Here is a 23,987-nt window from a genome sequence, read left to right on the forward strand (position 1 = left end):
CCTGTCATGGTTTCAAAGCTTGTCCAAGCCGGGCGGGCCTGCCACAACCGGCGGGTTCGACGACTGCCGACCAGGCAAGACACCGAACAGGCCAAACCCTCCAGGGAAGAGACGAAGGGCACCCGATGACAAAACTGACTTTTGGCGCACTGATGATCCTCACCGTGACCGCCGCCGCACCCGCCGCGATGGCGCAGGATGTCGCGGCCGGCAAATCGTCATTCAACAAGTGCCTGGCCTGCCACGCGATCGGCGAAGGCGCCAAGAACAAGGTGGGCCCCGAACTCAACGGCCTCAACGGCCGCAAGTCCGGCACCGCGCCGGACTACAGCTATTCGGACGCGAACAAGAATTCCGGCATCACCTGGGACGAGGCCACGTTCAAGGAATACATCAAGGATCCCAAGGCCAAGATCCCCGGCACCAAGATGGCATTCGCCGGTATCAAGAACGAGACCGAGATCAACAATCTCTGGGCCTATGTCTCGCAGTTCGACAAGGACGGGAAGATCAAGCAGTAAGAAGGGACAGCCGCTCGAGCTTCGGTTCTGATTGACTCAGAACCGAAGCCCCGGCTTCTTGGATTGACGCGTTTTCTTCACGCGGACCGGTCTCCACTTCGCTCGAAGACGCTTTAGTCGGCGGCAGCCTGCGCCGGCACGATTCTCCCGATCATCGCCTCGATCTCCGTCCTCACCAGATCAGGCACGGCGTTCTGCACCATGTGGCCGAGATCTGGCAGCACGATCAGCTTTGCATTCGGCACGGTCGCGGCGAACGGGCGTGCGTGGATGCTGGTCTTCACCGTCTTGTCCGGCTCGCCGGCGATGATCGTGACCGGCGCCTTGATCTCGCCGTAGCGCGGAGCTTGCGCAATCACCGCGTCCTTCAGCGTCACCAGGTCAAAGGCGTTGGCGATGAACTCGCGCGGGCGCAGCAGCAGCGGCGTTGCGGAGTCCTGCACGAAACCATCCGGCATCATCTGCGGCAGGAACACGTTGCGCGCGCCGGATTCGGCGAGAAAATAACCGAGCGGCAGCGTGATCGTGTAGGCGAGCAGCGGGCCGATCACGGGCGTTGCGATGATCTCGTTGTAGCGGCCAACCCCGCCGCGCCAGGGATGCGTCACGGGTGCGAGCATCACGAGGCCGGCGACGCGGGACGGATGATCGAGCGCGATCCGCGCGCCGAGCGCCCCGCTCCAGGAATGCACGACGAACACCGCGCGTTCGATCCCCAGCTTGCCAAGCGCCTCGTCGATCATCCGCGCCTGGATCTCCGGCGTCGAATCCTGCCGCCTGGCGCGCGTGCTCCAGCCATGGCCGGGACGGTCGACCAGGATGACGCGATGCTCCTTGGCGAGCGTGTCGCCGAGCGGCCGCCGCATCGCTTCGAGATTGGAGCTTGCGCCATGCAGCATCACGATCGGCAGGCCGGCCTCGCGCGGGCCGATGTCGACGACGTGGAGCGTCGCGCCCTCGACCTCGATCATCCGGCCCTGCGGCGGAAAGGCGCGCTGCACGGCCATGATTCCGGCCTGCGTGACCAGCGCCAGCAGGACCAGCGTCGTCACGACTGACATTATGATCATGGGAAGAATCCGGACGATCCAGGGCACAGGGCAGTTACGGGTCTTGCACGCGACAGTTTCGCCCGGAGCGCGTCAGCGCTTCCATTGAATTGAGGGGCTGTGGATATGTGCACAATTGCCGAACCAAAAAATCGAGCAAAATCAATGTCATTTTCTCGTGACACACAAGCCTCGGACCAGCTTCATGCAGTCGTCATCGCGGCCTCCATATAATCGCCATGGTCGGTTCCGCCATTTACACGCGGGTGGGCGCCGATCCTCCTCGCAGCCTCAGGGGATACGAGGATAGGCCGGCAGGATTTGTCCTGGTTTGAACCGGAGAATTTTCGATGAGCTTCAGATCGAACGACACTGCGATCGACGAGATCGTGGCGAGCTGCAACGGCGATCTGCGCGGTGCCGTGCGGGCGCTGCTCCTGATCAACGAGCATCTCGAGGCGGAGCTGGCAAGGGCCTACGCCGCGGCCGCCGATCGCGGCCTGACCGAGCGCGGCGGCAGCGTCCTGCACTAGGACGCGGTCGGCTTAATTCGTGCTGTCCTCGTCCTTTTCCTCGTCCGGGCTGACGGCGGGACAGGCGCGGATGGTCGAGCGGGCAAGCTTGGCGTCGTCCCTGGATTTGTAGGGGCCATCGCCGAACCAGATGTCGCCGTTGATCACGGGATTGCTGGTCACGATGTTGCACTTGCCGGTGGCGCGGTTGCCGACCACCCAGAACAGCCCGTCGGCGAGACTCACCGTCCCCGACGCCAGCAGCAATGTACCTGCAAGGATCAAACGCTTCATGGCTGTGCTCCTGCCATGAAGGTAAGCCCGCGACCGTGGCGCCAACACCCCTCGCAACGCGGCGCGTGTCGTCGTGGTTAATCCACCGCCGCCGCACCGGCTCAAGAACTGATCGACTTGTCCGTATTGTTCGAGCGCGACCTCTTGCAAAAGCGCTTCACACTTTGCGCTGATGCGCCCCTTGGGGTCCGGATTGTGCCCTAGATATCGCGGCCTTCGACCTTCTCGGTCAGCGCCTTGACCTGCTCGGGGATCTTCTCGAGGTGCGGATTGACCGCGAGTGCCTTGCGGTAGGCCTCGAGCGCGCGCTTCTCGTCGCCGACCTCCTGCATGATCATGCCGAGGCCTGCGAGCGCGCCGAAGTGACGGGGCTCGCGGATCAGCACCTCGCGGATGTCGGCGAGCGAGCGACCATAATCGTTCTGCATGTAGTAGAGCGTGGCGCGCCGGTTCCAGGCCTCGATGTAGTCGGGCCTGAGCTTGATGACCGAATCCAGCAGCTTGATCGCGATGTCGATCTTCTGCGCCTCGACCGCGGTCTTGGCCCGCGACATCAGCAGCGCCGCGGTGTCGCTCGGGGTCTGGATCCAGATCGCCCAGATGCGCGCCTCGACGTGCTTGGCGCTGGCCTCGTCGGGCGCAGCCTTCAGCGCACCGAACAGGAAATCGAGATTCTTGCTGCGGTCGACCTTCGGCAGCTTGGCCGGCGCCTCGGGAAGCTTCTTCTGCTTGCCGGGCGGAGGCGGCGGCTCAACCTGCTGCGCCAGGGCGGGAGCCAGCCCGGCGGTTCCCAGCACAAGGGCCAGACACAGGGTGCGCGCGAAAGGGAATCTCACAGCCATCATCAAAGTCTAAACGCGCAAAGCCGCCCTTGCATAGCAGGGGCGGCGTCAAACTCGTGTGAGACCGTGGTCTTGCGGGTGCGCGCGAAAGGCGACCGCGAGGGCAATCAGTCGCCTGATCAGCCCTGGCGAGCCTTGAAGCGGCGCTGCACCTTGTTGATCACATAGACCCGGCCCTTGCGGCGGACCAGGCGGTTGGCGCGATGGCGACCGCGCAGCGACTTCAGGGAGTTACGGACCTTCATGGCAGAATCCTGAACGTTCGAAAGGCCGTGTTCGGCACTACCGTTTCGGCACGCGCGAATGTGGCAAAATGAGATTTTTCCCGCTGGCGGACCGACCGCCCGGGACGAGGCGGTTCTTAAGGCATGGCGGGAGGTGATGTCAATGTTAACTGCCCGGTCCCGAACCGGCAAAGTCGTGAAAACAACCCCATGCACAGTAGAAACGGCCGGATCGGCCCGATCTTGTCCGTTCGCGGCCAAGCACGGCAAGGACTTTTGCAGGCAGCGCTTTTGCCTGCGGCAACGCCTTGCCAAATTCGTTATATCATATAATCAATTTGCCAACCCGTCGGGAGGACACCATGCCGAAACTGAAGCTGCCAAACATCGACGACGTCGTCGCCATCGACATCCACACCCATGCCGAGGAGCCCTGCGGCACCCATCCCGACGACGGCTATGACGATTTCCAGGCGCAGATGGCGGAGTACTTCAAGTCGCCGCATAAGCATCCGCCGACCGTGCCGGAGACCGCGGCCTACTATCGCTCCAAGAACATCGCCGCGGTGATCTTCCCGGTCGACGCCGAGCGCGAGACCGGCTTCCGCCGCTACAAGAACGAGGAGATGCTGGAGATCGCCTCCGACCATCTCGACGTCCTCATCCCCTTCGTCTCGATCGACCCGCACAAGGGCAAGCTTGGCGCACGCGAGGCGCGCAAGCTGATCGAGGAATACGGCGTGCGCGGCTTCAAATTCCACCCGACCATGCAGGGCTTCTACGCCAACGACCGCATGGCCTATCCGCTCTACGAAGAGATCAACAATGGCGGCGCGATCGCGCTGTTCCACACCGGCCAGACCGGCGTGGGCTCGGGCATGCCTGGCGGCATGGGGATGCGGCTGAAATATTCCAACCCGATGTACATGGACGACGTCGCGGCCGATTTCCCCGACCTCAAGATCATTCTCGCCCACCCCTCCTTCCCTTGGCAGGAAGAGGCGCTGTCAGTCGCGACCCACAAGCCGAACGTCTACATCGACCTGTCGGGCTGGTCGCCGAAATACTTCCCGCCGATCCTGGTGCGCTACATCAACTCGATCCTGCAGGACAAGATGCTGTTCGGCTCGGACTGGCCGGTGATCACGCCGGACCGCTGGCTGTCGGATTTTGCCAAGATCGAGATCCGCGACGAGATCCGGCCGAAGGTGTTGAAGGCGAACGCGCGCAAGCTGCTGGGGATCTAGAGCCTGATCCGGAAAACCGCAGCGCTTTCCGAAAAGATCATGCTCAAACAACAACCTGAAGCGCGATGATGATTCATCCAAATCTCATCGCGCTTTAGCCTAAAGCGTGAAGCGATCAGGAATATCGCGCATCGACGACGAATGGGTGCTCGTGCCAGACGGCGCTCTCATCAAGCAATCCGATCTCGCCGGACAGACGATGGTCTGGAAGCACCACATCGATGGACATCCTCGTGTCCGCTGTTTCGTCCCGGGCAGCATGACCTGATACGCCGCCTCGTCGAACGCACTGCGCATGATCCGAGGTCGATGGTCCGGTCCACCATTGGGATCGGTTGCTCAGTTTCGTTAAAACAAGAGGCTTCGTCTCTCTTCACTGTTGCGGTGCAGGCATCCGGAAATGGCCCTTCTGGACCTCACCGCGACCAGGTCCAATGTCTCGTCTCTGAGGAAGATCAGAAGAGACTTCAGGTGCAGCAATCCAGCGCGCGTGATCTCTATCGAAAGTCGGTAGGTCCAACCTGGCCGTCCACAGTCGGCAGATATCGCAGCCATTCGCCGGATCGGATGCCCCGCGGGTCAGTATTTCGGTGCGAGGCGACGTAGTCGATCTCGCCGCGCGTGGTGCCGATATCCATCAGTTCTCCGTCACTTAGGTCGGACAACGTGGCGCTCAATTTCTGGCGTTCGCGGCGCTCATGAAAGGCATCCCAACATTTCCAGATGAAGCTGGTGACATGCCGGGTCGATACGGATGTCCGTTCCAGCCATTTAGTGCCGTGCGTCGTGGTCATCGCGGCGTCTCCTGGACGGTGTTCTTGCACCGACCGGAGAGTGCCGCGGGGTTGGCGGGGACGCTTGACCGGCAGCTTACATTTTCCCTACCGGCGGCTTATTCTTGCGAGTTTCGGCGAGGCCAAAACGTACCCGGTTATGGGAGGCCTCATCCAACGGGGTTCGCATCTTGCGCTATCTCTTTGCGGAGTACGTATTCGACACTGATCGGCGCGAGCTGCATCGCGGGGCGGACGTCGTCTCCGTCGCGCCACAAGTATTTGACCTGATCGATTACCTGATCCGCAATAGGGAGCGAGTTGTCAGCAAGGATGACCTCATCAAAGCCGTTTGGAATGGGCGCAGCGTATCCGATGCGGCGCTAACAACCCGCTTAAACGCCGCCCGGATTGCAATTGGCGATTCTGGCGACGAACAGCGCTTCATTAAGACACTCCAGCGCAAGGGCTTTCGTTTCGTTGGAGTTGTTCGGGAAGCGAAGGAACCGGCAGGCGCAACAGTTGCCGACGATCAGGTAGAACTTCAAAAGCTCGATCTTGCGCTCCCGGACAGACCTTCCATCGCCGTGCTGCCGTTTGAGAACATGAGCGGCGACCCTGAGCAGGAATATTTTGCGGATGGCATGGTAGAAGAGATCATCACAGCGCTGTCGCGATTTAAGTCTCTGTTTGTTATCGCACGTCATTCGAGTTTTACCTTCAAGGGCAAAGCCGTCGATATCAAGGAAGTCGGACGCAGGCTTGGCGTGCGCTATATCCTCGAGGGCTCTGTACGGAAGGCGTCGGGGAAAGTTCGCATCGCAGGGCAGTTGATCGATGCGGTTACAGGCGCGCATCTATGGGCGGACAGGTTTGAGCGTGACCTTGCCGACGTCTTTGCTCTCCAGGACGAAGTAACCGTCGCGGTTGTCTCGGCTATTCAACCAAAGATGATTCAGACAGAAATTGAAATGGCTACGCGTAGGCGATCAGAGAACCTCACCGCCTATGACTTGTTTCTCCGCTCCATGCAGCAGTATTACCTGACGACCCGCGAAAGCTTGGCCGAGGCGATCAGGCTGGCTCATTGCGCTTTGGAGCTAGATCCGAGATTCGGGTCTGCAGCGGCGCTGGCAGGCGACTGCCATGCGAGCAACGTCGCCTTTGGCTACGCCAACGATCCTCAGTTTGACTGCAAGGAAGCAGTTCGGCTCGCTCGTTTGGCATTGAGGATCGATGATGGTGATCCAGACATCTTGTCAAGGGTTGCGGTGATCTCGGCGGGCATGGTCGGCGATAGTGAAGCCGAGATCGAAATGGCTGACAGAGCGGTGGCACTCAACCCAAATTCATGGCGCACTTGGAACAACAGAGGCTGGGTCTATGTAATGGTGGGCCAGCCGGAGGAAGCGATACTCAGCTTTGAACGCGCAATTCGCATGAGCCCAGTAGATCCGCTGCTTCACATGACGTTTCTTGGCATTGCGCATGCCCTTATAGGGCTTCATCGCTTTGACGAGGCAATTGTCGCACTGAAGAGAGCCCTTCGTCATAATCCCTCCTTTGCGCCAGCTTGCCGCGGCCTTGCGTCCGCCTTCGCCCATCTAGGACGCGACGCTGAGGCGCACGCTGCGGCGGCGCGTGTGCTTGAGATCGATCCCTCCTTCACAATATCGGCGCATACCGCCCGGTCCCCCAAAAGCCCAAAGCTGTTTATTGAGGGGCTTCGAAAAGCGGGGTTGCCCGAATAGACCGTGCTCACCCGCATCGGCGGGCTGATCGTCCGGCACGAGCTGCTGCGGTGCGGAGGATTTATTGAGCACCGGCGCGGAGACGGGTTGGCCAACCGACACGAACCAACGTGTCATCAGGATCAGACACGGCAAATTCGTACATCCCCCATGGCTTGTCCTCGGGTGATTGCTGAAATTCGCGCGCCGCAGCGTCAACATCCTCAAGGTAAAGATAGAGCCCAAAAGGGTTTCTGCCCGGTATCAACCATCCCTCGACCGCGTCCGTTAGATGTAGATGTCCGCCCTTCGAGTTCGACAGCATGCGATAGCAGTCGCGTTCTCCTGGAGCAGGCCTCTGGCTGTCCGCACGCGCAAAGCCCAATCGGTTATAGAACCGCTCCGACGCATCAAGGTCATTACACGGCAGGATCGCGATCAAAGATCCGGAAGGGCTCATTCGCGCGCTCTGTCTTAATGAAGCAACTCTCGACCACTCTTTTCAAGAACCCGTCGCCGCTGTTCTTGACAATGCGAAAGAGCAAGGCGGCCGGCCGATGCGGCGCTCGCGGCTTTTTGCCATTGGGGCCGGCAATGCGATCCTAAAACTCCAGCTTGCCGCGTATGGCGTCGATTCCGGCCTTGGCGCAGGCTCAATTCAGCGCACCGTATGTCAGGTCGTCGAATACGGTGACACTGTCGGCCTTGGTCCACAAGCCGATCATGCCGGCGCCCCTGATCGATTCGTCCTCGACCTCGAACATCGGCTTGCCGTCATATGTCACCTTGAACAGCTTTCCGGCGAATTCGCAGCGCAGGGAATGCCATTGACCTGATGGCACCGATACCTTGACGCCATAGCCGCCTTTCCGGCCGACGATATCGAGCGCGCTGCGAACACCCTTGATCGTCTTGTAAAGCACAATGTTGTCTTCAAGCGCGTTGGCCCGCACGACATAGTAATTGTCCGCATCCCTTGCGCGCCAGACAATACCGGCCGCACGATCCTCGGAGCCTGAGATCGCCTTGAACTTGACCTCGACGAACCCGTCCATGATGCTGGTGCCGTTCCTGAGCGCCACCGGAAACGTCGCCTGACCGGATTGTTTCAGGACGTTCGGCTTGCTTGGCGCCGTCGACTCCACCTCGACCGTCCATTTGGGATGGCCGCGACCGGTCATCGTCAGAGTCCAGCCTTCGGGCGCTGCGCCGGCTGCTGCGTTGTCGAAGTTTACAGTTTCTGCCATCGCGTTTCCTTCCGCCAGCAATAGAAACAACGCCGCGCCCAAGAGCGCTACGCCGATTTTTTGCAGGACGTCTAAGCTTCCCGTCTGCATTGATCGTACAGAGCTGCAGCGTTGTCCCATTTGATCGCTTCCATCTAGATGTCGACGTATTTCGCGGCGGCGGCGCCATAATCCATGTGATAGGCTGATGAAGTCTCGGCAGCCTGTATTGGTGGTCATGGAGTCCTCCACCTGATCGTCGTCCCGAAAGTGCCCCGCGTGCTCATGCTGCTCGCCGTCTTGTCGAGTGCGCAAATCGGCCGCGCGGTGTTCATCGACAAGCACATCGACCAGGGTCGGCGCGCCGACGGCACCAATATGACGGGATAATTTTTCTGCTGAGGTCGGGATGTAAGAAGACATGCAGCGTCCTTGGTGAGCAGGACGCGATACTTGGGCATGTCGCCTCGCGGGGAGATCGCGCATCCCCGTGCCCTGAATTAAACGCCTGCCGGCGGCAGTGTCAATCCGCTGCGCCAGGATCGACAGGATAACGATTCTTTGAAAGAAGCTTGCACGAACGCCGAGACGCGTCAGCACCACAGCGCATTGAGGGCTTCGATGCCAATGATCGAAGCCCTCTTGCTCAAGCCCTCAAAGCTTCAGACTTGCGCCAGGCCGCCATCGACGAAGACCTCGCCGCCGGTCATGTAGCTGCTGTCCGAGGATGCGAGGAAAGCGGCCACCGCGCCTGTCTCGGACGGATCGCCCAGACGCCCGATGGGCGTAGCGCTGCCGAGTGCATTAAATGCTTCCTCGCCCACGACCTCCAGCGCCAGCTCCGTCTTGGTCGGCCCCGGCGACAGCACGTTGACGCGGATGCCGCTGCCGCGCAGGTCCAGCGCCCAGCTCCGCGCCAGATTGCGGATCGCGGCCTTGGTCGCGCTGTAGATGCTGAACTGCGGCGTCCCCATCACCCCGGTGCTCGAGCCGGTGAGGATGATGGAAGACCCTTTCGTCATCAGCGGCAGGGCCTTCTGCACCGTGAACACCAGCCCCTTCACGTTGACGTCGAAAATCTGATCGTAGTGCTCGACCGTGATCTCGCCGAGCGGCGCGAACGATCCGGTCCCTGCATTGGCAAACAGAATATCGAGCCTGCCCCGTTCGGCTTTCACCGCCGCGTACAGCCTGTCGAGATCGGACAGATCCGTCACCGAGCCCCTGACGGCGCGCGCCGAGGGCCCTAGCTGCGCAACGGCGGCATCGAGCGGGGCCTGCCGCCGCCCGAAGAGATAGACGAACGCGCCTTCGTCGATGAACCGTTTCGCCGCTCCCAATCCGATCCCGGTTCCGCCGCCGGTCACCACTGCCGTCTTGCCTTGTAGTCTGCTCATGATGTGCTCCCGTCATTGAGGTTGCACTGAGCTGGCGGCGTACCCACCTATCGACAAGTATGCACCTTTTGGTAAGTGCCCCAAAAATTTCGTCAGATCACTCCCAACCAAATCCGCCGGTCCAGAGCTGCACGCCGACTGTGCCCGGCTTCACCTGCGGCCTCGACGCAACCCTGCGAGTCATCTCAGGCAAGTGGAAGCCGCTGATCCTCTACTTCCTCGCCCAGGACGGTCCCACCCGCTACGGCGAGCTCCGCCGCGCGGTGCGCGATGTCAGCGACAAGGTGCTGATCCAGCAGCTCAAGGAGCTGGAGGCCGACGGTCTCGTGAAGCGAACCGATTACAAGGAGGTCCCGCCGCGGGTGGACTATAGTCTCACCGCTCTGGGGCACAGCCTCGCCCAGGCCCTCGTGCCGCTTTGCTCATGGGGCACGGAGCATATGGCGGAGGTTATCGAGGTCTACGCAGAGCGAGCGACCTGGACGCGGCGAGCACGCGAGCCGACCGGCTAACTTGCGCTGAACTTCGTGTGAGACAGGTCGGCGTGCGAAGCCATCGCTGTCGCTAACTTCGCGGCGTTGGCTGCGGCGCCCGCCTATGTTCGTGCTCGCTAACGGGAACGGAAGGGCGTTGGCAAAGTTCCGAGCGGCGCACAGGCGCTGGCGATCATGCGCGCTCCCCAAAGCAGCGTTCTTTGACCACACCAGCCGCCCATGAGCCTCAGGGCCGTCGCCTTCGATGCCGGATCACTCCGCAAGTCATGTCGACCATATCTCCGGCCGGCGGACGAAGGGTCAATGTCGGTTGGCTTTCATCGCCGCGATCAATGAAGACGAAAGACCAAGCCTTTCGTCGAAAGCGTCGCTAATTGATATGCTGCGTCGGCGATCCACGCTCTCGAGGTCTTATGTCTCAAGTCGACTGGTTGAGTCATCTGCTGCAGATCATCACCGTCACCGGCCAACTCGAGGTCCGCTGCGCCTACGGCGCACCGTGGCGTATCATCTGGCCCAAGGCGGCGGCGAACGAAATCCCCTACCATGTCATCGTCAAGGGCCGGGCCATTTTCGAGGACCCTGATGCGAGAACGGTGCAGGAGCTTGGGAGCGGGGATATCGTGCTGCTTCCTCACGGTTCGTCGCACGTGCTGCACGACGGCAGCGGCGAAACGCCGATCAGCACGCGCCAAAGCAGGGGCTCCGCAGGTTGGATGTTGAGCGAGAACGATGGACCGGGTGAGCGACTCGATCTGCTGTGCGGACGATTTTTCGTCGTGCCACCCCATGATCGATTGATCCGCAGCTACCTGCCGGCAAATCTGGTCGTGCGGGCTATGAAAAACCATGGAGAAGAGGACATCGCGTCGGCATCGAGTCAACTTTCCGGACTGGTCGGCCTGATGCGAATGGAGTCTGCTGGGGACAGAGCGGGAGGACGCGCCATTCTCAACGCGCTTTCTTCAGTCCTGTTCACTCTGGTTCTCCGCGCCGCAAGCGAAGCCGGCAAATCCACCGAAGGCTTGTTGGCCCTTGCCGGCAATCCGAGATTGGCAGCGGCCATTGCGGCGATGTTCGCGGATCCGGCGCGACCCTGGAAGCTTCCCGATCTGGCGGATCTGTGCGGCATGTCACGCGCGACATTCATGCGCCAGTTTCAGGACAAGCTAGGCCGCTCCGCCCTCGACCTGTTGACCGATCTACGCATGAGCATGGCCGCCAACGAGCTCAAGAAGCCAACGATCAGCACGGAAGCTGTGGCCGAAGCGGTCGGGTATCAATCCGTTTCGGCATTCCGGCGTGTGTTTGCGGAGAGGATGGGGATGACGCCAGGGGAATGGCGCCGACTGGCGCACAATGGCGATGAGTCTGGGTCGTCACCAGATTGATCCTTTTGAGCATCAAAATGAGCGTATGAAGGCTCGAAACGATCATTTCCATCGGTAGGTTGGGCTCCGTCATCACTTGATTACGGAGCAACCCAATGACCAACACCGCTACAACCGCCGCCCATCACGAAACCTCCCGCTGGCTCGCGGGGCCGCTGCCGACAAATGCCGTCATCGAAACCATTCTGAGCCGCAGTGCTGCGAAGTACTATGACCAGACCGCTACCTTAAGCGATGATCAGATCCGCGACCTGGTGCGGATCGGTACGTCAGCGCCGACATCCTTCCATCTGCAGAACTGGCGCTTCGTCGCTGTGCGCTCACCCGAAGCGAAGGCGCGGCTGCTTCCCATCGCCTGGAATCAGCCCGCAATCACCGAAGCAGCCGTTACCTTCATCATCATCGGCCAATTGGCCGATGCGAGCACCGTCCCTGAGCGCCTGGCACCCGTCGTGGAAGCCGGAATCATGCCGGCACATGTGGTGCCGGAATGGGAGGGGCCTGCGCGCGGCCTGTACGACGATCATCCGCAGCGCCAGCGCGACGAAGCGGTACGCTCCGCGACCTTCGGCGCCGCAGCTATTGTCTATGCGGCCCGCTCGCTAGGCCTGGGGTCGACACCGATGATCGGTTTCGATGCAGAGGCCGTGCACAGAGAGTTCGGCCTGGCCGAAGACGAAATCCCGGTCATGCTGCTGACGGTCGGGCGAGAGCGGTCCGGCAACTGGCCGCAGAAGCCGCGCCTGCCCGTGGCCGATGTGCTGCACTTCGCCTAACCAACCCTGAAATCGATCAATTGAGGAGAAATATCATGGCCAGAGCTGCTGCTCTGAAGCCGGAACACGTGCCGGCCGATTCGAAACCAACCCTCGATAAGTTCACTGAGAACATCGGGTTCACGCCAAACATGATGGCGACCTTCGCGCAAAGCCCGATCGCGTTCAATGCATGGGCCGCTCTGCTCGGCTCCTTGAGCAAGGCGCTCGACGTCAGGACACGCGACAGCATCGGCCTTGCGGTCTCCGAAGTGAACGGCTGCAACTACTGCCTGACGGTGCACAGCTTCACGGCGGAGCATATGGCCAAGCTGCCGGCGGAGGACATTGTTCTCGCCCGAAAGGGTCATGCCAGGGACCCGAAGCGGGATGCCGCCGTCCAGTTTGCACGCAAGATCATCGAGAGCCGTGGCCATGTCACAGACCTCGATCTGCAAGCCGTCCGCGATGCGGGCTACACGGATGCGAACATCATGGAGATCGTCGCGCTTGTCGCCATGTACTCCCTGACGAACTTCTTCAACAACGTGTTCAATCCCGACAGGGACTTCCCCGCGGTGGCACCGGCCGGCTCGATCTGAGCACGGTCGGGAAGTTCGGAATCTGCAAAACACCAGACGTAAAGGAGCCGAAGATGAAAGCGATTATTGTCACGGACCAAGCTGCCGGGTTTGCCGGGATGAAGCTGGTGGAACGCCCCGAACCTCAACCAGCGATCAACGACGTGATCGTCGAGGTTCACGCCTCGGGCTTCGTTCCGACGGAATTGGAATGGCCCTCGACCTGGACCGATCGCCGCGAGCAGGACAGAACTCCGTCGATCCCTGGGCACGAATTCGCCGGCATCGTCACGACGCTTGGTTACGGCACGACAGGACTGTCGGTGGGACAGCGCGTATTCGGCCTTGCCGAGTGGTATCGCGATGGCTCGCTCGCCGAATATATTGCCATCGAGGCGCGCAATCTCGCGCCATTGCCGGGTGACGTCGATTTCAAGGTGGGCGCGAGTCTACCGATCTCGGGCTTAACCGCGTGGCAAGGGCTTTTCCAGCACGGCCGTCTTCAGCCAGGCCAGAGCGTGCTCGCGCATGGCGCGGCCGGCGCGGTCGGCTCCATGGTCGTTCAACTCGCGCGCGAGGCTGGTGCCTATGTCATCGGAACAGGACGTGCGGCCGACCGGCAGAAAGCGCTCGACTTCGGCGCGAATGAATTCGTCGACCTGGAGAACGAGGCGCTCAAAGATGTCGGTGGGGTCGATCTCGCATTCGACGTCATCGGCGGCGACATCCAGAAGCAGTCTGCAGCCCTTGTTAGAGCCGGAGGCACGCTGGTGAGTGTCGTCGGCCCGGCGGAGGCTCGGCCGCTGGACGGTTTGGCCATCGACTTCGTCGTGGAGGCCGATCGTGGCCAATTGAGCGAGATCGTCCAGAGGGTGCGGGACGGACGACTGCGGACAAACATCGGAAAGGTCTCCTCCCTGGAAGAGGCGCTCGCCACCTTCAGTTCGGCACAGCGACGCCACGGCAAGACGGTCATTCATGTCCGCTCCTGAGAGCTTGGGCGGGGCGAGGGCTTCACTCTCGCCGGCCAATTACCGTTCGCTTCTGGATCGTGGCGAGTTCTCGGCACGATCCAGGCGACGCCTTGTTCCCCTCTATGCGCAGAATATGCTGGCACCCAGCCTCGTCGCCAGAGCGCTTGACGGGGGCACGCCGACGGTCGATTTGGCCTTGGGGTACAACCAGGCAAATTCCTCGCCCTTGCTTCATCGGCTTTTGTCTCGGGCGGATGAGTTGATCGCCAACGTTCAGAATCAGAGCATTATCCGCTAGGTCGACGCTCAATAGTCGGCGACACGGGAAGCGCGTAGCCGGTATAATCCGTGCGCTTGCAAATACGAAGGAGCGCGCCCATGACCATCAAAGCCGTCGCGTTCGACGCCTACGGGACGCTCTACGACATCCAGTCGGTGGCCGAGATCACCGAGGATGCGTTTCCGGGCTATGGCGAGATCATCACGCAGGTCTGGCGGATCAAGCAGCTCGAATACACCTGGCTGCGCTCGCTGATGCGGCGCTACCAGGATTTCACGTCTGTCACCCGCGATTCGCTGGCCTATACGCTGCGCGTGCTCGGGCTCGCCTATGAGAAGGATGCGTTCGAGCGCGTGATCGAGAAATATCTGCATCCCGATCTCTATCCGGATGCAGCGGCGGCGCTCGCGGCATTGAAACCGCGAAAGCTCGCCATCCTCTCCAACGGCAGTCCGGACATGCTTGATACGCTGGTGCGCAACACCGGGCTCGACAGCCTGCTCGATGCCACCATCAGCGTCGATGCGAAGAAGATCTTCAAGCCGAGCCCTGAGGCCTATGAGCTGGTCGGCGAGGTGCTCGGCACCGCGCCGAACGAGGTGCTGTTCGTCTCCTCCAATCCCTGGGACGTGGCGGGCGCAAAGTCGTTTGGATTGAACGTCGCCTGGATCGAGCGCGTCACGCCCGAGGCGATGGCGCTGGCTTGCGTCGAGAACGAACTCGTGGCACCGCTGACGATGTTCAAGGCGATCCGCACCCAGATGGACGAGCTTGGCTTCGCGCCGGACCACCGCGTCCGGGCGCTCTCCGAGCTGGCAGGAATCATCTAAAGCGCGATGAAATTAGGATGTATCGTCATCGCGCTTTAGTTGTTGTTTGCGCATGATCTTTTCGGAAAACCGCTGCGCACTTTTCCGGATCATGCTTTAGGGATCGCCGCCCGCCCGTGAGAAGTCAATGAGCCTGGAATCCGTTCGCGCCTTCTTCGCCGAGAAAGCTCCCGACATCTCTGTCATGGAATCCCCGATCAGCTCCGCGACGGTGCAGCTGGCGGCCGAAGCCTATGGCGTCGAGCCCGGGCGCATCGCCAAGACATTGAGCCTGCGGATCGGCGAGCGCGTGATCCTGATCGTCGCCGCCGGCACCTCGCGCATGGACAACAAGAAGGTCAAGACGCAGTTCGGCGGAAAGCCGAAGATGCTGGGATTGGAAGAGGTCGCCGAGATCACCGGCCATGAGGTCGGCGGCGTCTGCCCGTTCGGGCTGAAATCGCCGCTGCCGATCTACTGCGATGTGTCGCTGAAAGCCTTCGACATCGTCGTTCCCGCCGCGGGCTCGACCCACAGCGCGGTGCGCATTGCGCCCGACCGCATGGCCGAACTCGTCGGCGCCGAATGGGTCGACGTCTGCGAGCACCGGCCCTGATAGCGGCTGTGATGAAATTCGGTTCGGCGGGCTGTCCGTGGTTTACCTCTCTCCGTCGGGGAGAGGTGAACCGAAATCCGAGCGCGCATCGATTTAACCAGGACCTCAGCCGCTCTAATCATTCTCATCGTAAGGCGGCCGCGGCGCGGGAGGCGGCGCGGGGTAGTAGCGCGGTGGCGATGCGGCACGACCGCGCGGCACCTGGTTGTTGGACTGGAACACCGCGCGGCAGGCGCTCGAGAGCTGCGGCGTGTTCTGTTGCAGGCAGGCCACGATGCGGTTCACGTCTGGAATCTGGTCGCTGCACAGCCGCCACACATCCGGTGTGCAGGCCATCTGCTGCTCCATGGTGCCGCGATATTCCTGAGCGGATGCAGCGCCCTGCGCGACGATGCCTCCGATCGCAAGCGCCACACCCAGCGCAATCCGCTCTGTTCGCATCTTCGGATTCCTTCCCGATTTCTCTCAAAAGCTTCTCAATCAATGAGCCACGGGAAGGTTCTGGCCCAACAACAAAACGTGAATGCTCCGGCGGAACCTACTCCAGCTTGCCGATCTTCTTCACGGCCGCGATCAGGCGCGTGCTGTCGGCCGCGACGAATTCGGAGAAGGCCGGCGCGGCCTGCGCGGGCAGTTAGCTCTGCGCGACCAAGCCGGCCCAGATATACATCTCGACGTCGTTGTAGCCGAGCTCCTGGAAGTCCATCGCAGCTCCCCTCCCCGACTTTCTTGTTTCGGCCCCTGCCTAGCGTGGCGACCGGCAAGAACAAGACGTTTACCAGGCATTAACCATGTTCAGCCCGGTCTGGAACGCATCCCTTGAGCGGCTGTTGCCCTGGCAGGGAGTGGGTCATGCGGAATGTTGCGACCTTCGACGTCGCGCTGGACGAGATGCTGGTGAATCTCGCAGCGATCGTCTTGCGGCTTTCGAAGCCCGACCTGACGCGAACGCCGGAAGCGCGGCGCGCGTTGGCGCAATCGGTTCATCAATACGCAGTGTGCGCGGCCCGCTCGACGGACCCGCGGGTGCGCGAATTGAAGGCGCAGCTGGACGAGACGCTGAAGCCGGCCTTGCGCATCGTCGCGATCGACGGCGTGAAGATGCCGTAGTCAGGTCGAAAAGCGAGATGCCGTAGAGCGGGCAAAGGCGCGCCCGTCGCGCGCCGTGCCCACCAATCTATCCGGCTTTGCCACCCTTCCCCGGCCGCCGCTTGCAGCTGCCCGGAAGCTTCGCGGCGAGGAAATCTGCCAGCGCCTCGACGCGGGCGGGGCGCGGGCCGCCGGGCGGGGTTACCAGGTGCACGGCGCCTTCGGCCTGCTTCCAGTCCTTCAGGATGACTTCGAGGGCGCCGGAGGAGATCGCGTCGCCGACGATGAACTCCGGCAGCTCCGCGATGCCGAGGCCGGCGAGCAGCGAGGGCATCACGGCTTCGCCGTTGTTGACGCGGAGCTGACCGCCGGGACGCACGCTCGCCTGCTCGCCGGCCGAATTCGTGTAGTGCCAGATGTTGGGCGTGGAGAGATAGGCATAGCTGAAGCATTTGTGCTCGGCGAGATGCATCGGATGCGTCGGGCGGCCGTGCTTCCTGAGATAGGACGGGGCGGCCACGGTGAAGCGGGGCATGGTGAAGAGCCGCCGCGCGATCAGCGAGGAGTCCGGCAGCCGCGCGATCCGCACCGCCATGTCAAAACCCTCGCCGATCAGATCGATGGTCGCATCGCTCAAATGCAGATCGACCGAGACCTCCGGATAGGTTTCGAAAAACTCCGGCAGCAGCGGCGCCACCGCCTTGATCCCGAACGTCATGGGCACCGCGAGCCGCACCAGGCCGCGCGGCGCCACCGATTGCGCCAGCGCCTCGTTCTCGGCCGCCTCGCCGTCGGCGAGCAGGCGCGTGGCGCGGTCGGCGAGCTTGTGGCCGGCATCGGTCAGCGCCAGCCGGCGCGAGGTGCGGTTGAAGAGGCGGGCGCCGAGCCGCTCCTCCAGCCGCGTGACCGCCTTGGAGACCGTGGCCTTGGACATCGTGAGCTCGCTCGCCGCCCCCGCAAACGAGCGTAATTCCACGACTTTTGCGAAAATCGCGAGGGCCTCGAAATCGGGGAGCTTTGCCATGGCAGCCGGTCCGTCAGGGATATTGCAGGAAACAATGTGTTTCAACAGTTTCTATTTCTATACCACAAGCGGAGGCTTATCCAAGGGTCATCAGACAGTCAGGACTGGAGAAATCCGATGACCAAGAAGCTCTCAGGCAAGGTTGCCCTCGTCACCGGCGGCTCGCGCGGCATCGGCGCGGCCACGGCCCGGGCTCTCGCCAATGAAGGCGCGGATGTCGCCATCAGCTATGTCGCCTCGCCCGCAAAGGCCGAGGCCGTCGTCGCCGAGTTGAAGGCAAAGGGTGTGAAGGCCCGCGCCTACAAGGCCGACCAGGCGTCGGCCAAGGACGTGACGCAGCTCGTCAATGATGTGGCCAAGGAGTTTGGCCATCTCGACATCCTCGTCAACAATGCCGGCGTCGCTGCCGGTGCTGCGATCGACGATGCCAAGGCCGACACCGAGGCGCTCACCCGTCAGGATGCCATCAACGTGCACGGCGTGATCGCGGCGATCCGCGCCGCCTCGCAACTGATGAATGAAGGCGGCCGCATCGTCACGGTCGGCTCCATGCTGGCCGACCGCGCCTCGTTCCCCGGACTTGCCGACTACGTCGCCACCAAGGCGGCCGTGGTCGGCTACACCAAGGGCGCGGCACGCGACCTCGGCCCGCGCGGCATCACCGTGAACGTGGTGCAGCCCGGCTCGATCGACACCGACATGAACCCGAAGGACGGCGGCGAGTTCGCCGAGACCCAGCGCAAGCAGCACGCACTGCAGCGCTTCGGCCGCCCCGAGGAAGTCGCTGCCGGCGTCGTGTTCCTCGCAAGTCCGGAAGCCTCCTTCGTCACCGGCACCGTGCTCAATGTCGACGGCGGGTTTGGCGCCTAGCGCCAAACCCGCCAACCAAGGAAACATTTCCATGATCGAACTCAGACCTTTCGCAAAGCTCGGCGGCGCCGATCACGGCTGGCTCAAGGCCAAGCATCACTTCTCCTTCGCCAGCCACTATGACCCGAACAACATGGGGCACGGCGCCTTGCGCGTGTGGAACGACGACGAGATCGCGCCGAACACCGGCTTCCCGGCGCATCCCCACGCCAACATGGAAATCATCACCTATGTGCGCGAAGGCGCGATCACCCATCAGGACAGCCTCGGCAACGAGGGCCGCACTGAAGCAGGCGACGTGCAGGTGATGAGCGCGGGCAGCGGCATCCGCCACTCCGAATACAACCTGGAGCCGACGCAGACGCGCATCTTCCAGATCTGGATCGAGCCGACCGCGCGCGGCGGACAGCCGACCTGGGGCTCGAAACCTTTCCCGAAGGCAGACCGCTCCGGCAAGCTCGTCACCATCGCGAGCGGGATCGCGGGCGACACGGACGCACTGCCGATTCGCGCCGATGCGCGGGTGCTCGCCACTACGCTGAAGGCTGGCGAGAGCGCGGAGTACGCGCCGCAGAAGTCGCGGCATCTTTATCTCGTGCCCGCGGCGGGCTCAGTCGAGATCAACGGCGTGCGCGTCGACGCCCGCGACGGCGCCGCGATCCGCGACGAGGACAGGCTGAAGATCACGGCGCTCGAAGATTCGGAGATCGTGCTCGTCGACGCGGCGTAACGGTATCATTCGACGTCATTCCGGGATGGCGCGAAGCGCCAGACCCGAAATCTCGAGCTTCCGGGTTCGATGTTTTGCATCGCCCCGGAACGACGGAGAGATCACGAACATCAATCCCAACGGAGACCACCATGCCCAAAGTTCTCGTCCTCTATTATTCCGCCTATGGCCACATCGAGGCGATGGCCAATGCCGTCGCCGAAGGCGCGCGCGAAGCCGGCGCGACCGTCGACATCAAGCGCGTGCCGGAGCTGGTGCCGGCCGAAGTCGCGAAAGCCGCGCATTACAAGGTCGACCAGGCGGCGCCGATCGCCAAAATCGAGGACCTCGCCAATTATGACGCGATCATCGTCGGCACCGGCACCCGCTTCGGCCGCATGGCCTCGCAGATGGCGAACTTCCTGGACCAGGCCGGTGGGCTGTGGGCCAAGGGCGCGCTGCACGGCAAGGTTGGCGGCGCCTTCACGTCCACCGCGACCCAGCATGGCGGCCAGGAGACGACGCTGTTCTCGATCATCACCAACCTCCTGCATTTCGGCATGGTCGTGGTCGGCATGAACTACGGCTTTGCCGGCCAGATGAAGCTCGACGAGGTCACCGGCGGAGCGCCCTACGGCGCCACCACCATCACCGGCGGCGACGGCAGCCGCCAGCCCAGCGCCAACGAGCTCGCCGGCGCGCGCTATCAGGGCCGCCAGATCGCGGAGACCGCCAAGAAGCTTCACGGCTGAACTGCACGCGGCCGATTGCATGGCTGATGCGACGCGGGCGGCATTCTCATTCGGGGATGCCGCCCCATCTCTACTCGCAGGATATTTCCACCAAAAAAGCGATACGAATGGCTTTCGAACTCCTGTTGATCGCGCAGATGATCCGCAAGCCCGTCCAGGCGCTGGCGCGGCGCTGGTATTGCCGCAGCCTGTTCCGCGCCTCGCGCGGCCGGCTGCACTGCGCGGAATGCACGGAATCGTAACGACCCGGTCTTCGTTACGCCTGCGCGATGTCCGCGTGGGGCGGGACTGAATCCATCGGCATGGGCGCCGGCGCCGTGGACAGCCACCAGCCCTCACCGGCGAACCAGCAGGTCTCGTCGGGAGCGCCCTCCCTCCGTAACGACTGCACGCTTTCCCAGCCTTTCGCGAACGCCTCGGCCAATCGGCGGGCGGAGTCTTCATCCTGCAATCCCGCACAGCCGATGAACTGGGCACGGCTGAGGAATTTCGCCGGCCAGACCGCGCCGGCATCCGGGCGTGTGATCATCAGCATGCCGCCGAGCATGCCTTCCGGCGCCAGGGGAAACACCAGCCGGCCGGCGGGGCGCAGCGCCTCGAGCCATTCCGTCGCCGGCTGCGCCGCCCCCGCGCAGACGTAGATCACGTCGGTTGCAGGCAGGTCCGAGGCGATGCCCGAGCGGTCGCGCACATCGACATGCGCGACGTCCTTCAGATTGTCGCGCGCGAGGGCCGCCAGGCGTTCGTCGATCTCATAGGCATAGACCCGGCCGCCGGGTCCGACGAGATGCGCCAGGATCGCGCAGTAATAGCCGCTGCCCGCACCGATCTGGACGACGGTCTCACCTTCCCTGACAGCACAGCCGCTGAGCCAATAAGCATGCGCACTGGGCATGCCGATATTGAGGCCGCGCTCCGGATCGAGTGCAAGAAGCGCGTTCTGATAGAGGAAGGCAGGATCATCATCGGGCGTCACCACATAGGGATGGCCGCCGAGCGTGATCGACCACGGCCCGGGCCCGGCGAAAGGCTCGCGCCTGACGGTCCGAAAGGCCTGCTCGAGCCGGGAATCCGCAGCCTTCGCCGCAGCGCAGATCAGTTGCGCATAGAATACGCGATATTTTGCCGAACGATCTTCCATGTCGCCTCCGGGGAGAAGGCGACGATAGCACGAGGATTGCGATCGTCGAATGACCGCCGATCCAGCGACTTCCCGCTAATTTGCCGGCTTTCCCATGGCGCGCGCGGCAAGGGCGGCGAGCTTCGGATGACGGCGCAGACCCTGCGCGGCATGGTCGCGCAAGGCATAAGGTGCCCCGCGCCAGGATAGCGCAACGCTGATGTCGGTCAGCGGCACCTTCTCGGCACCGAAGCGGCGCTTGTAGTCGTGATTGCCGATGCTGAGATCGAATCGGCGCACGTCCTGCGCATGCAGCGCGGCCATAGTGCGCTCTGTGACGAGCAGGCCGGGCGAGCAGCTCGACCATGGATCGCCGGCGTGGCTGATGCGTAGGAGGAAATAGGTCGCGCCATCCCTGACTCCGAGCGTGGTGGCGACGACGCCCTCGTCGCAGACCAGTGCCGAGATGACGGCATAGCCTTCCGCAACGCCCTGGCGAGCGACCTCGCGGTAGAACTTCGCATGGGTCTCGTCGTTGAGGACGAAGCGCGAGCCGAGCTTGCGCATGCGCGCCTGCTGCTGAGCGTCCATCACGTCCAGCAGCTCATGCGCACGCGCGACATCCGTGGCGATCTCGAACCGCGCGCCCGCGTGCCGGCTGAAGACGCGCCAGCAGCGCGGCATCTGCATGCGCTTGATCGAGGCCTGGTAGGCCTCATAATCGTCGCCGGTCAGCACGAGATTGCCGTTGAGCGAGCTCGAGCCGATCCGGCCGAGCGACACCAGCGGGTTCGGCCTGCCACCGACATGGACCGGCATCTTCTTCAGGCGCAGCAGGTCGAAGCCGTCGGGCAGCGCGCGCAAGGCTTCGACCAGCGCCTGGCCAACCGCATCCATCGCCGCCGCATCCAGCGCGGCATCGGACGCAACGATCGGCGCGTTGTTGTCGGTGACGCCGAAATCGGCAAATTCGACGACGCGGATGCCACGCCTGATATGGCTGACCATCGGCACCACCGCGATGTCCCTGCCCGTCGCCGCATCGGAGATCAATGCGATCAGCGGCAGGGCGCTGCCGAACGCCGCGTACCAGGCGCCGAGCCAGTAACCATGCTGAAACGCGGTGCGGTGGCCTGCGCTCAGGCGCGATGCGGCCTGCCGCCAGTCACGCACGAAATCGACCGCGATTCCCGACGCGCTTGACGCCTGACCGTTGACTTGCTCGACGCCGAGAAACGTCATCCGTGGGACATGCGATTACTGAATGTTTCCAGATGGATTGTGTTTTGCCGCAGACTACAAGCGACGTCGCTGCTTATCGTTAAGCCTGTCCCACCACGGGCTGCGACAAGCTGTCAGAGTTCGGGTTTCACCTGGTCGACGCATTGGAACCTCGCCAGGAAATGCAGGCCGGCGACCGCAAGCGCGAACATGAACCAGATCGGATTCTGCCGCTCGAGCAGGAAGGTCTCGGTGGTTCCGTAATAGAGGCCGAACAGCCACATGGTCAGGAACAGCTTTGCCAGGGCGCCACTGCGGTTGTAGGCCTGGGCCGACTGGAAATTGCCGAGCGGCGCGAGCACGAAGACGAGGATCACGAGCAGCAGTCCCGGCAGACCGATGGTGACCGCGAGGTCGAGATAGCTGTTGTGGCTGTGCGCCGCGCTCGTCGCCCATTCGGCGCCCTGGGCGGTCTGCCGTTCGGTGACGTCGTCCCAGAAAGCCGCATAGCCGTGGCCGATGACCGGCTTTTCGGCGACGGCCGCGAGCGCGAACTCCCAGATGTCGGAACGGCCGGTGAAGGTCGGATCCAGCGGAAGCTGCCGCGTCATGGCGCCGAGCGCGGGGCTCAGGACGCTGCCGACCGTCAAAAAGTTCATCACGATCAGCGGCACGAAGCAGATGATCCGCTTCAGCCACAGGCTCCGCGTCACATAGACCAGCGATGCGAGGCCATAGATCGCAAGGCACAGCACCGAGGAGGTCTTGCCGCCGGTGAAGATCAGGAAAATGCCGGCGAGCGCTGCGACCGCCGGCCCCATCACGAACGAGCCGACGGCGGTGAGATAAATGCCGACATAGACCAGGATGGTCATCACCGGCGAAGCAACGTTCTTGTGGCCGAAGCTGCCGCGCCAGTCGCCGGCAAGCTGCGGCTCGGTGAGGTCGAGCGCGGTATGAATCGAATATTGCGGCGCGAGGACAACGCCGAGATAGCACAGCACGAGCAGCACGAGCGCGGCGCCGCCGAGGCACAGATTGAAGCTGCGCTGGGTCGGCGGCAGCAACGGCAGGAGCACCGCGAGCGAGGTCACGCTGACGGCGAGCACGAAGCGCTGGATCGACAGGCCGCGGCTCTCGGAGAAGACGACGTTGACGAGCAGCCAGCCGACCAGACAGAGATGCAGCGGCGTGACCAGGCTCTTCAGCGAAGGCCCGTCCGTGGCGGCGACGAACAGCACCGCCACCGCCGCCAGGAGACCCCACGTGATATAGGCGAGCGCCATGCGTCCGCCGACCACGGTGGTGGCAGCCTCGCTGCGCAAATCGGGAAACGGATCGAGCGTCACCAGCACGAGGAGCAGCGCGGCGACCGCGACGAGACATCGCGCCGCCTGCACGGCGTTGAGCCCGGCAAGCCCATCGCGAAAGGCGTGACCGAGCGATCGAGCTTCGACGTCGGTCATGTCAGCGGCGCTGCGATCCAT

General features: G+C 62.7%; 29 protein-coding genes and 1 pseudogene. 16 read left to right on the forward strand and 14 right to left on the reverse strand.

Going from position 1 to position 23,987, the window contains the following annotated elements:
* Positions 1-125 precede the first annotated feature (125 nt).
* Positions 126-521 carry a cytochrome c-550 CycA gene (gene cycA / locus AC5V87_RS35405; protein WP_456842519.1) on the forward strand — a complete coding sequence of 132 codons (396 nt, stop codon included), beginning with the start codon at positions 126-128 and terminating at the stop codon, positions 519-521.
* Between the two features lie 113 nt (positions 522-634).
* Here the strand turns inward: cycA and AC5V87_RS35410 are convergent, their stop codons facing one another.
* Positions 635-1,591, reverse strand: coding sequence for an alpha/beta fold hydrolase (locus tag AC5V87_RS35410; protein ID WP_456842518.1), 957 nt, complete (start codon positions 1,589-1,591; stop codon positions 635-637).
* Between the two features lie 329 nt (positions 1,592-1,920).
* Between AC5V87_RS35410 and AC5V87_RS35415 the strand changes: the two genes are divergently transcribed.
* The gene (locus AC5V87_RS35415) at positions 1,921-2,103 is read left to right on the forward strand and encodes a hypothetical protein (protein ID WP_456842517.1); all 183 of its coding nucleotides are present in this window, start codon (positions 1,921-1,923) and stop codon (positions 2,101-2,103) included.
* A gap of 12 nt (positions 2,104-2,115) precedes the next feature.
* On the opposite strand, the gene AC5V87_RS35420 is transcribed toward AC5V87_RS35415, so the two are convergent.
* The 3 genes from AC5V87_RS35420 to ykgO form a co-directional block, all read right to left on the reverse strand.
* On the reverse strand, positions 2,116-2,376 hold the full coding sequence (locus AC5V87_RS35420) for a hypothetical protein (RefSeq protein WP_456842516.1): 261 nt from the start codon (positions 2,374-2,376) through the stop codon (positions 2,116-2,118).
* 200 nt (positions 2,377-2,576) lie between these two features.
* Positions 2,577-3,218, reverse strand: a complete 642-nt coding sequence (locus AC5V87_RS35425; RefSeq protein ID WP_456842515.1) for a tetratricopeptide repeat protein — start codon at positions 3,216-3,218, stop codon at positions 2,577-2,579.
* Between the two features lie 119 nt (positions 3,219-3,337).
* Entirely contained in the window at positions 3,338-3,463 is a 126-nt protein-coding gene (gene ykgO, locus AC5V87_RS35430) for a type B 50S ribosomal protein L36 (RefSeq protein WP_006611362.1), read from the reverse strand.
* A 341-nt stretch (positions 3,464-3,804) separates the two neighbouring features.
* Between ykgO and AC5V87_RS35435 the strand changes: the two genes are divergently transcribed.
* Positions 3,805-4,689, forward strand: a complete 885-nt coding sequence (locus AC5V87_RS35435) for an amidohydrolase family protein (protein WP_027563122.1) — start codon at positions 3,805-3,807, stop codon at positions 4,687-4,689.
* Between the two features lie 497 nt (positions 4,690-5,186).
* On the opposite strand, the gene AC5V87_RS35440 is transcribed toward AC5V87_RS35435, so the two are convergent.
* Complete coding sequence (locus tag AC5V87_RS35440) at positions 5,187-5,483, reverse strand: DUF1127 domain-containing protein (RefSeq protein WP_456842514.1); 297 nt, start codon at positions 5,481-5,483, stop codon at positions 5,187-5,189.
* Between the two features lie 170 nt (positions 5,484-5,653).
* Between AC5V87_RS35440 and AC5V87_RS35445 the strand changes: the two genes are divergently transcribed.
* Positions 5,654-7,213, forward strand: a complete 1,560-nt coding sequence (locus AC5V87_RS35445; protein WP_495369238.1) for a winged helix-turn-helix domain-containing tetratricopeptide repeat protein — start codon at positions 5,654-5,656, stop codon at positions 7,211-7,213.
* 61 nt (positions 7,214-7,274) lie between these two features.
* Here AC5V87_RS35445 and AC5V87_RS35450 read toward each other — a convergent pair whose 3' ends face one another.
* The 3 genes from AC5V87_RS35450 to AC5V87_RS35460 form a co-directional block, all read right to left on the reverse strand.
* Positions 7,275-7,652, reverse strand: coding sequence for a VOC family protein (locus AC5V87_RS35450; RefSeq protein ID WP_495369239.1), 378 nt, complete (start codon positions 7,650-7,652; stop codon positions 7,275-7,277).
* Positions 7,653-7,845: 193 nt separating this feature from the next.
* Complete coding sequence (locus AC5V87_RS35455) at positions 7,846-8,841, reverse strand: hypothetical protein (protein ID WP_495369240.1); 996 nt, start codon at positions 8,839-8,841, stop codon at positions 7,846-7,848.
* A 239-nt stretch (positions 8,842-9,080) separates the two neighbouring features.
* The gene (locus AC5V87_RS35460; protein ID WP_456842509.1) at positions 9,081-9,815 is read right to left on the reverse strand and encodes an SDR family NAD(P)-dependent oxidoreductase; all 735 of its coding nucleotides are present in this window, start codon (positions 9,813-9,815) and stop codon (positions 9,081-9,083) included.
* 140 nt (positions 9,816-9,955) lie between these two features.
* Between AC5V87_RS35460 and AC5V87_RS35465 the strand changes: the two genes are divergently transcribed.
* From AC5V87_RS35465 to AC5V87_RS35495, 7 genes are all read left to right on the forward strand, one after another.
* Positions 9,956-10,327: a winged helix-turn-helix transcriptional regulator gene (locus tag AC5V87_RS35465; RefSeq protein ID WP_495369241.1), complete on the forward strand. Its 372-nt coding sequence runs from the start codon at positions 9,956-9,958 to the stop codon at positions 10,325-10,327.
* A 395-nt stretch (positions 10,328-10,722) separates the two neighbouring features.
* The gene (locus AC5V87_RS35470; protein WP_495369242.1) at positions 10,723-11,700 is read left to right on the forward strand and encodes an AraC family transcriptional regulator; all 978 of its coding nucleotides are present in this window, start codon (positions 10,723-10,725) and stop codon (positions 11,698-11,700) included.
* 95 nt (positions 11,701-11,795) lie between these two features.
* Positions 11,796-12,476 carry a nitroreductase family protein gene (locus AC5V87_RS35475; protein ID WP_495369243.1) on the forward strand — a complete coding sequence of 227 codons (681 nt, stop codon included), beginning with the start codon at positions 11,796-11,798 and terminating at the stop codon, positions 12,474-12,476.
* Positions 12,477-12,511: 35 nt separating this feature from the next.
* Positions 12,512-13,057, forward strand: coding sequence for a carboxymuconolactone decarboxylase family protein (locus AC5V87_RS35480; RefSeq protein WP_495369244.1), 546 nt, complete (start codon positions 12,512-12,514; stop codon positions 13,055-13,057).
* Between the two features lie 53 nt (positions 13,058-13,110).
* Positions 13,111-14,028 (forward strand): NADP-dependent oxidoreductase, encoded by a 918-nt coding sequence (locus AC5V87_RS35485; RefSeq protein ID WP_495369245.1) that lies wholly within the window; start codon positions 13,111-13,113, stop codon positions 14,026-14,028.
* Positions 14,029-14,388: 360 nt separating this feature from the next.
* Positions 14,389-15,120, forward strand: a complete 732-nt coding sequence (locus AC5V87_RS35490; protein WP_495369246.1) for a haloacid dehalogenase type II — start codon at positions 14,389-14,391, stop codon at positions 15,118-15,120.
* Between the two features lie 127 nt (positions 15,121-15,247).
* Positions 15,248-15,715 carry a YbaK/EbsC family protein gene (locus tag AC5V87_RS35495; protein ID WP_456842502.1) on the forward strand — a complete coding sequence of 156 codons (468 nt, stop codon included), beginning with the start codon at positions 15,248-15,250 and terminating at the stop codon, positions 15,713-15,715.
* Between the two features lie 114 nt (positions 15,716-15,829).
* Here AC5V87_RS35495 and AC5V87_RS35500 read toward each other — a convergent pair whose 3' ends face one another.
* Complete coding sequence (locus AC5V87_RS35500; protein ID WP_456842501.1) at positions 15,830-16,156, reverse strand: hypothetical protein; 327 nt, start codon at positions 16,154-16,156, stop codon at positions 15,830-15,832.
* A gap of 97 nt (positions 16,157-16,253) precedes the next feature.
* Positions 16,254-16,415, reverse strand: a pseudogene (locus AC5V87_RS35505) (tripartite tricarboxylate transporter substrate binding protein); the annotation flags it as partial.
* Positions 16,416-16,567: 152 nt separating this feature from the next.
* Here AC5V87_RS35505 and AC5V87_RS35510 point away from each other — a divergent pair.
* A complete protein-coding gene (locus AC5V87_RS35510) occupies positions 16,568-16,825 on the forward strand; it encodes a hypothetical protein (RefSeq protein ID WP_495369247.1) in 258 nt (85 codons plus the stop codon).
* 67 nt (positions 16,826-16,892) lie between these two features.
* On the opposite strand, the gene AC5V87_RS35515 is transcribed toward AC5V87_RS35510, so the two are convergent.
* Positions 16,893-17,828 carry a LysR family transcriptional regulator gene (locus AC5V87_RS35515; RefSeq protein ID WP_456842499.1) on the reverse strand — a complete coding sequence of 312 codons (936 nt, stop codon included), beginning with the start codon at positions 17,826-17,828 and terminating at the stop codon, positions 16,893-16,895.
* Between the two features lie 117 nt (positions 17,829-17,945).
* On the opposite strand from AC5V87_RS35515, the gene AC5V87_RS35520 reads away from it, so the two are divergent.
* The 4 genes from AC5V87_RS35520 (at position 17,946) to AC5V87_RS35535 (ending at position 20,401) form a co-directional block, all read left to right on the forward strand.
* The gene (locus AC5V87_RS35520; protein ID WP_456842498.1) at positions 17,946-18,698 is read left to right on the forward strand and encodes an SDR family NAD(P)-dependent oxidoreductase; all 753 of its coding nucleotides are present in this window, start codon (positions 17,946-17,948) and stop codon (positions 18,696-18,698) included.
* A 31-nt stretch (positions 18,699-18,729) separates the two neighbouring features.
* The gene (locus AC5V87_RS35525) at positions 18,730-19,428 is read left to right on the forward strand and encodes a pirin family protein (RefSeq protein WP_456842497.1); all 699 of its coding nucleotides are present in this window, start codon (positions 18,730-18,732) and stop codon (positions 19,426-19,428) included.
* Between the two features lie 131 nt (positions 19,429-19,559).
* On the forward strand, positions 19,560-20,159 hold the full coding sequence (wrbA, locus tag AC5V87_RS35530) for an NAD(P)H:quinone oxidoreductase (RefSeq protein ID WP_495369248.1): 600 nt from the start codon (positions 19,560-19,562) through the stop codon (positions 20,157-20,159).
* A 107-nt stretch (positions 20,160-20,266) separates the two neighbouring features.
* Complete coding sequence (locus tag AC5V87_RS35535) at positions 20,267-20,401, forward strand: hypothetical protein (RefSeq protein WP_456842495.1); 135 nt, start codon at positions 20,267-20,269, stop codon at positions 20,399-20,401.
* A 14-nt stretch (positions 20,402-20,415) separates the two neighbouring features.
* Here the strand turns inward: AC5V87_RS35535 and AC5V87_RS35540 are convergent, their stop codons facing one another.
* The 3 genes from AC5V87_RS35540 to AC5V87_RS35550 form a co-directional block, all read right to left on the reverse strand.
* The gene (locus AC5V87_RS35540) at positions 20,416-21,300 is read right to left on the reverse strand and encodes a protein-L-isoaspartate O-methyltransferase family protein (protein ID WP_495369249.1); all 885 of its coding nucleotides are present in this window, start codon (positions 21,298-21,300) and stop codon (positions 20,416-20,418) included.
* Positions 21,301-21,375: 75 nt separating this feature from the next.
* Entirely contained in the window at positions 21,376-22,521 is a 1,146-nt protein-coding gene (locus AC5V87_RS35545) for a GNAT family N-acetyltransferase (RefSeq protein ID WP_495369250.1), read from the reverse strand.
* Positions 22,522-22,634: 113 nt separating this feature from the next.
* Positions 22,635-23,987, reverse strand: a complete 1,353-nt coding sequence (locus AC5V87_RS35550) for an O-antigen ligase family protein (protein ID WP_456842493.1) — start codon at positions 23,985-23,987, stop codon at positions 22,635-22,637.

The sequence above is a fragment of the Bradyrhizobium sp. SOJA106 genome, assembly GCF_059448745.1.

Bases quoted from the DNA above. Each gene is read 5' to 3' on its own strand.
- cycA (WP_456842519.1), top strand. From the start codon at position 126: ATGACAAAACTGACTTTTGGCGCACTGATGATCCTCACCGTGACCGCC.
- AC5V87_RS35410 (WP_456842518.1), bottom strand. From the start codon at position 1,591: ATGATCATAATGTCAGTCGTGACGACGCTGGTCCTGCTGGCGCTGGTC.
- AC5V87_RS35415 (WP_456842517.1), top strand. From the start codon at position 1,921: ATGAGCTTCAGATCGAACGACACTGCGATCGACGAGATCGTGGCGAGC.
- AC5V87_RS35420 (WP_456842516.1), bottom strand. From the start codon at position 2,376: ATGAAGCGTTTGATCCTTGCAGGTACATTGCTGCTGGCGTCGGGGACG.
- AC5V87_RS35425 (WP_456842515.1), bottom strand. From the start codon at position 3,218: ATGGCTGTGAGATTCCCTTTCGCGCGCACCCTGTGTCTGGCCCTTGTG.
- ykgO (WP_006611362.1), bottom strand. From the start codon at position 3,463: ATGAAGGTCCGTAACTCCCTGAAGTCGCTGCGCGGTCGCCATCGCGCC.
- AC5V87_RS35435 (WP_027563122.1), top strand. From the start codon at position 3,805: ATGCCGAAACTGAAGCTGCCAAACATCGACGACGTCGTCGCCATCGAC.
- AC5V87_RS35440 (WP_456842514.1), bottom strand. From the start codon at position 5,483: ATGACCACGACGCACGGCACTAAATGGCTGGAACGGACATCCGTATCG.
- AC5V87_RS35450 (WP_495369239.1), bottom strand. From the start codon at position 7,652: ATGAGCCCTTCCGGATCTTTGATCGCGATCCTGCCGTGTAATGACCTT.
- AC5V87_RS35455 (WP_495369240.1), bottom strand. From the start codon at position 8,841: ATGTCTTCTTACATCCCGACCTCAGCAGAAAAATTATCCCGTCATATT.
- AC5V87_RS35460 (WP_456842509.1), bottom strand. From the start codon at position 9,815: ATGAGCAGACTACAAGGCAAGACGGCAGTGGTGACCGGCGGCGGAACC.
- AC5V87_RS35470 (WP_495369242.1), top strand. From the start codon at position 10,723: ATGTCTCAAGTCGACTGGTTGAGTCATCTGCTGCAGATCATCACCGTC.
- AC5V87_RS35475 (WP_495369243.1), top strand. From the start codon at position 11,796: ATGACCAACACCGCTACAACCGCCGCCCATCACGAAACCTCCCGCTGG.
- AC5V87_RS35480 (WP_495369244.1), top strand. From the start codon at position 12,512: ATGGCCAGAGCTGCTGCTCTGAAGCCGGAACACGTGCCGGCCGATTCG.
- AC5V87_RS35485 (WP_495369245.1), top strand. From the start codon at position 13,111: ATGAAAGCGATTATTGTCACGGACCAAGCTGCCGGGTTTGCCGGGATG.
- AC5V87_RS35490 (WP_495369246.1), top strand. From the start codon at position 14,389: ATGACCATCAAAGCCGTCGCGTTCGACGCCTACGGGACGCTCTACGAC.
- AC5V87_RS35495 (WP_456842502.1), top strand. From the start codon at position 15,248: ATGAGCCTGGAATCCGTTCGCGCCTTCTTCGCCGAGAAAGCTCCCGAC.
- AC5V87_RS35500 (WP_456842501.1), bottom strand. From the start codon at position 16,156: ATGCGAACAGAGCGGATTGCGCTGGGTGTGGCGCTTGCGATCGGAGGC.
- AC5V87_RS35510 (WP_495369247.1), top strand. From the start codon at position 16,568: ATGCGGAATGTTGCGACCTTCGACGTCGCGCTGGACGAGATGCTGGTG.
- AC5V87_RS35515 (WP_456842499.1), bottom strand. From the start codon at position 17,828: ATGGCAAAGCTCCCCGATTTCGAGGCCCTCGCGATTTTCGCAAAAGTC.
- AC5V87_RS35520 (WP_456842498.1), top strand. From the start codon at position 17,946: ATGACCAAGAAGCTCTCAGGCAAGGTTGCCCTCGTCACCGGCGGCTCG.
- AC5V87_RS35525 (WP_456842497.1), top strand. From the start codon at position 18,730: ATGATCGAACTCAGACCTTTCGCAAAGCTCGGCGGCGCCGATCACGGC.
- wrbA (WP_495369248.1), top strand. From the start codon at position 19,560: ATGCCCAAAGTTCTCGTCCTCTATTATTCCGCCTATGGCCACATCGAG.
- AC5V87_RS35535 (WP_456842495.1), top strand. From the start codon at position 20,267: ATGGCTTTCGAACTCCTGTTGATCGCGCAGATGATCCGCAAGCCCGTC.
- AC5V87_RS35540 (WP_495369249.1), bottom strand. From the start codon at position 21,300: ATGGAAGATCGTTCGGCAAAATATCGCGTATTCTATGCGCAACTGATC.
- AC5V87_RS35545 (WP_495369250.1), bottom strand. From the start codon at position 22,521: ATGACGTTTCTCGGCGTCGAGCAAGTCAACGGTCAGGCGTCAAGCGCG.
- AC5V87_RS35550 (WP_456842493.1), bottom strand. From the start codon at position 23,987: ATGGATCGCAGCGCCGCTGACATGACCGACGTCGAAGCTCGATCGCTC.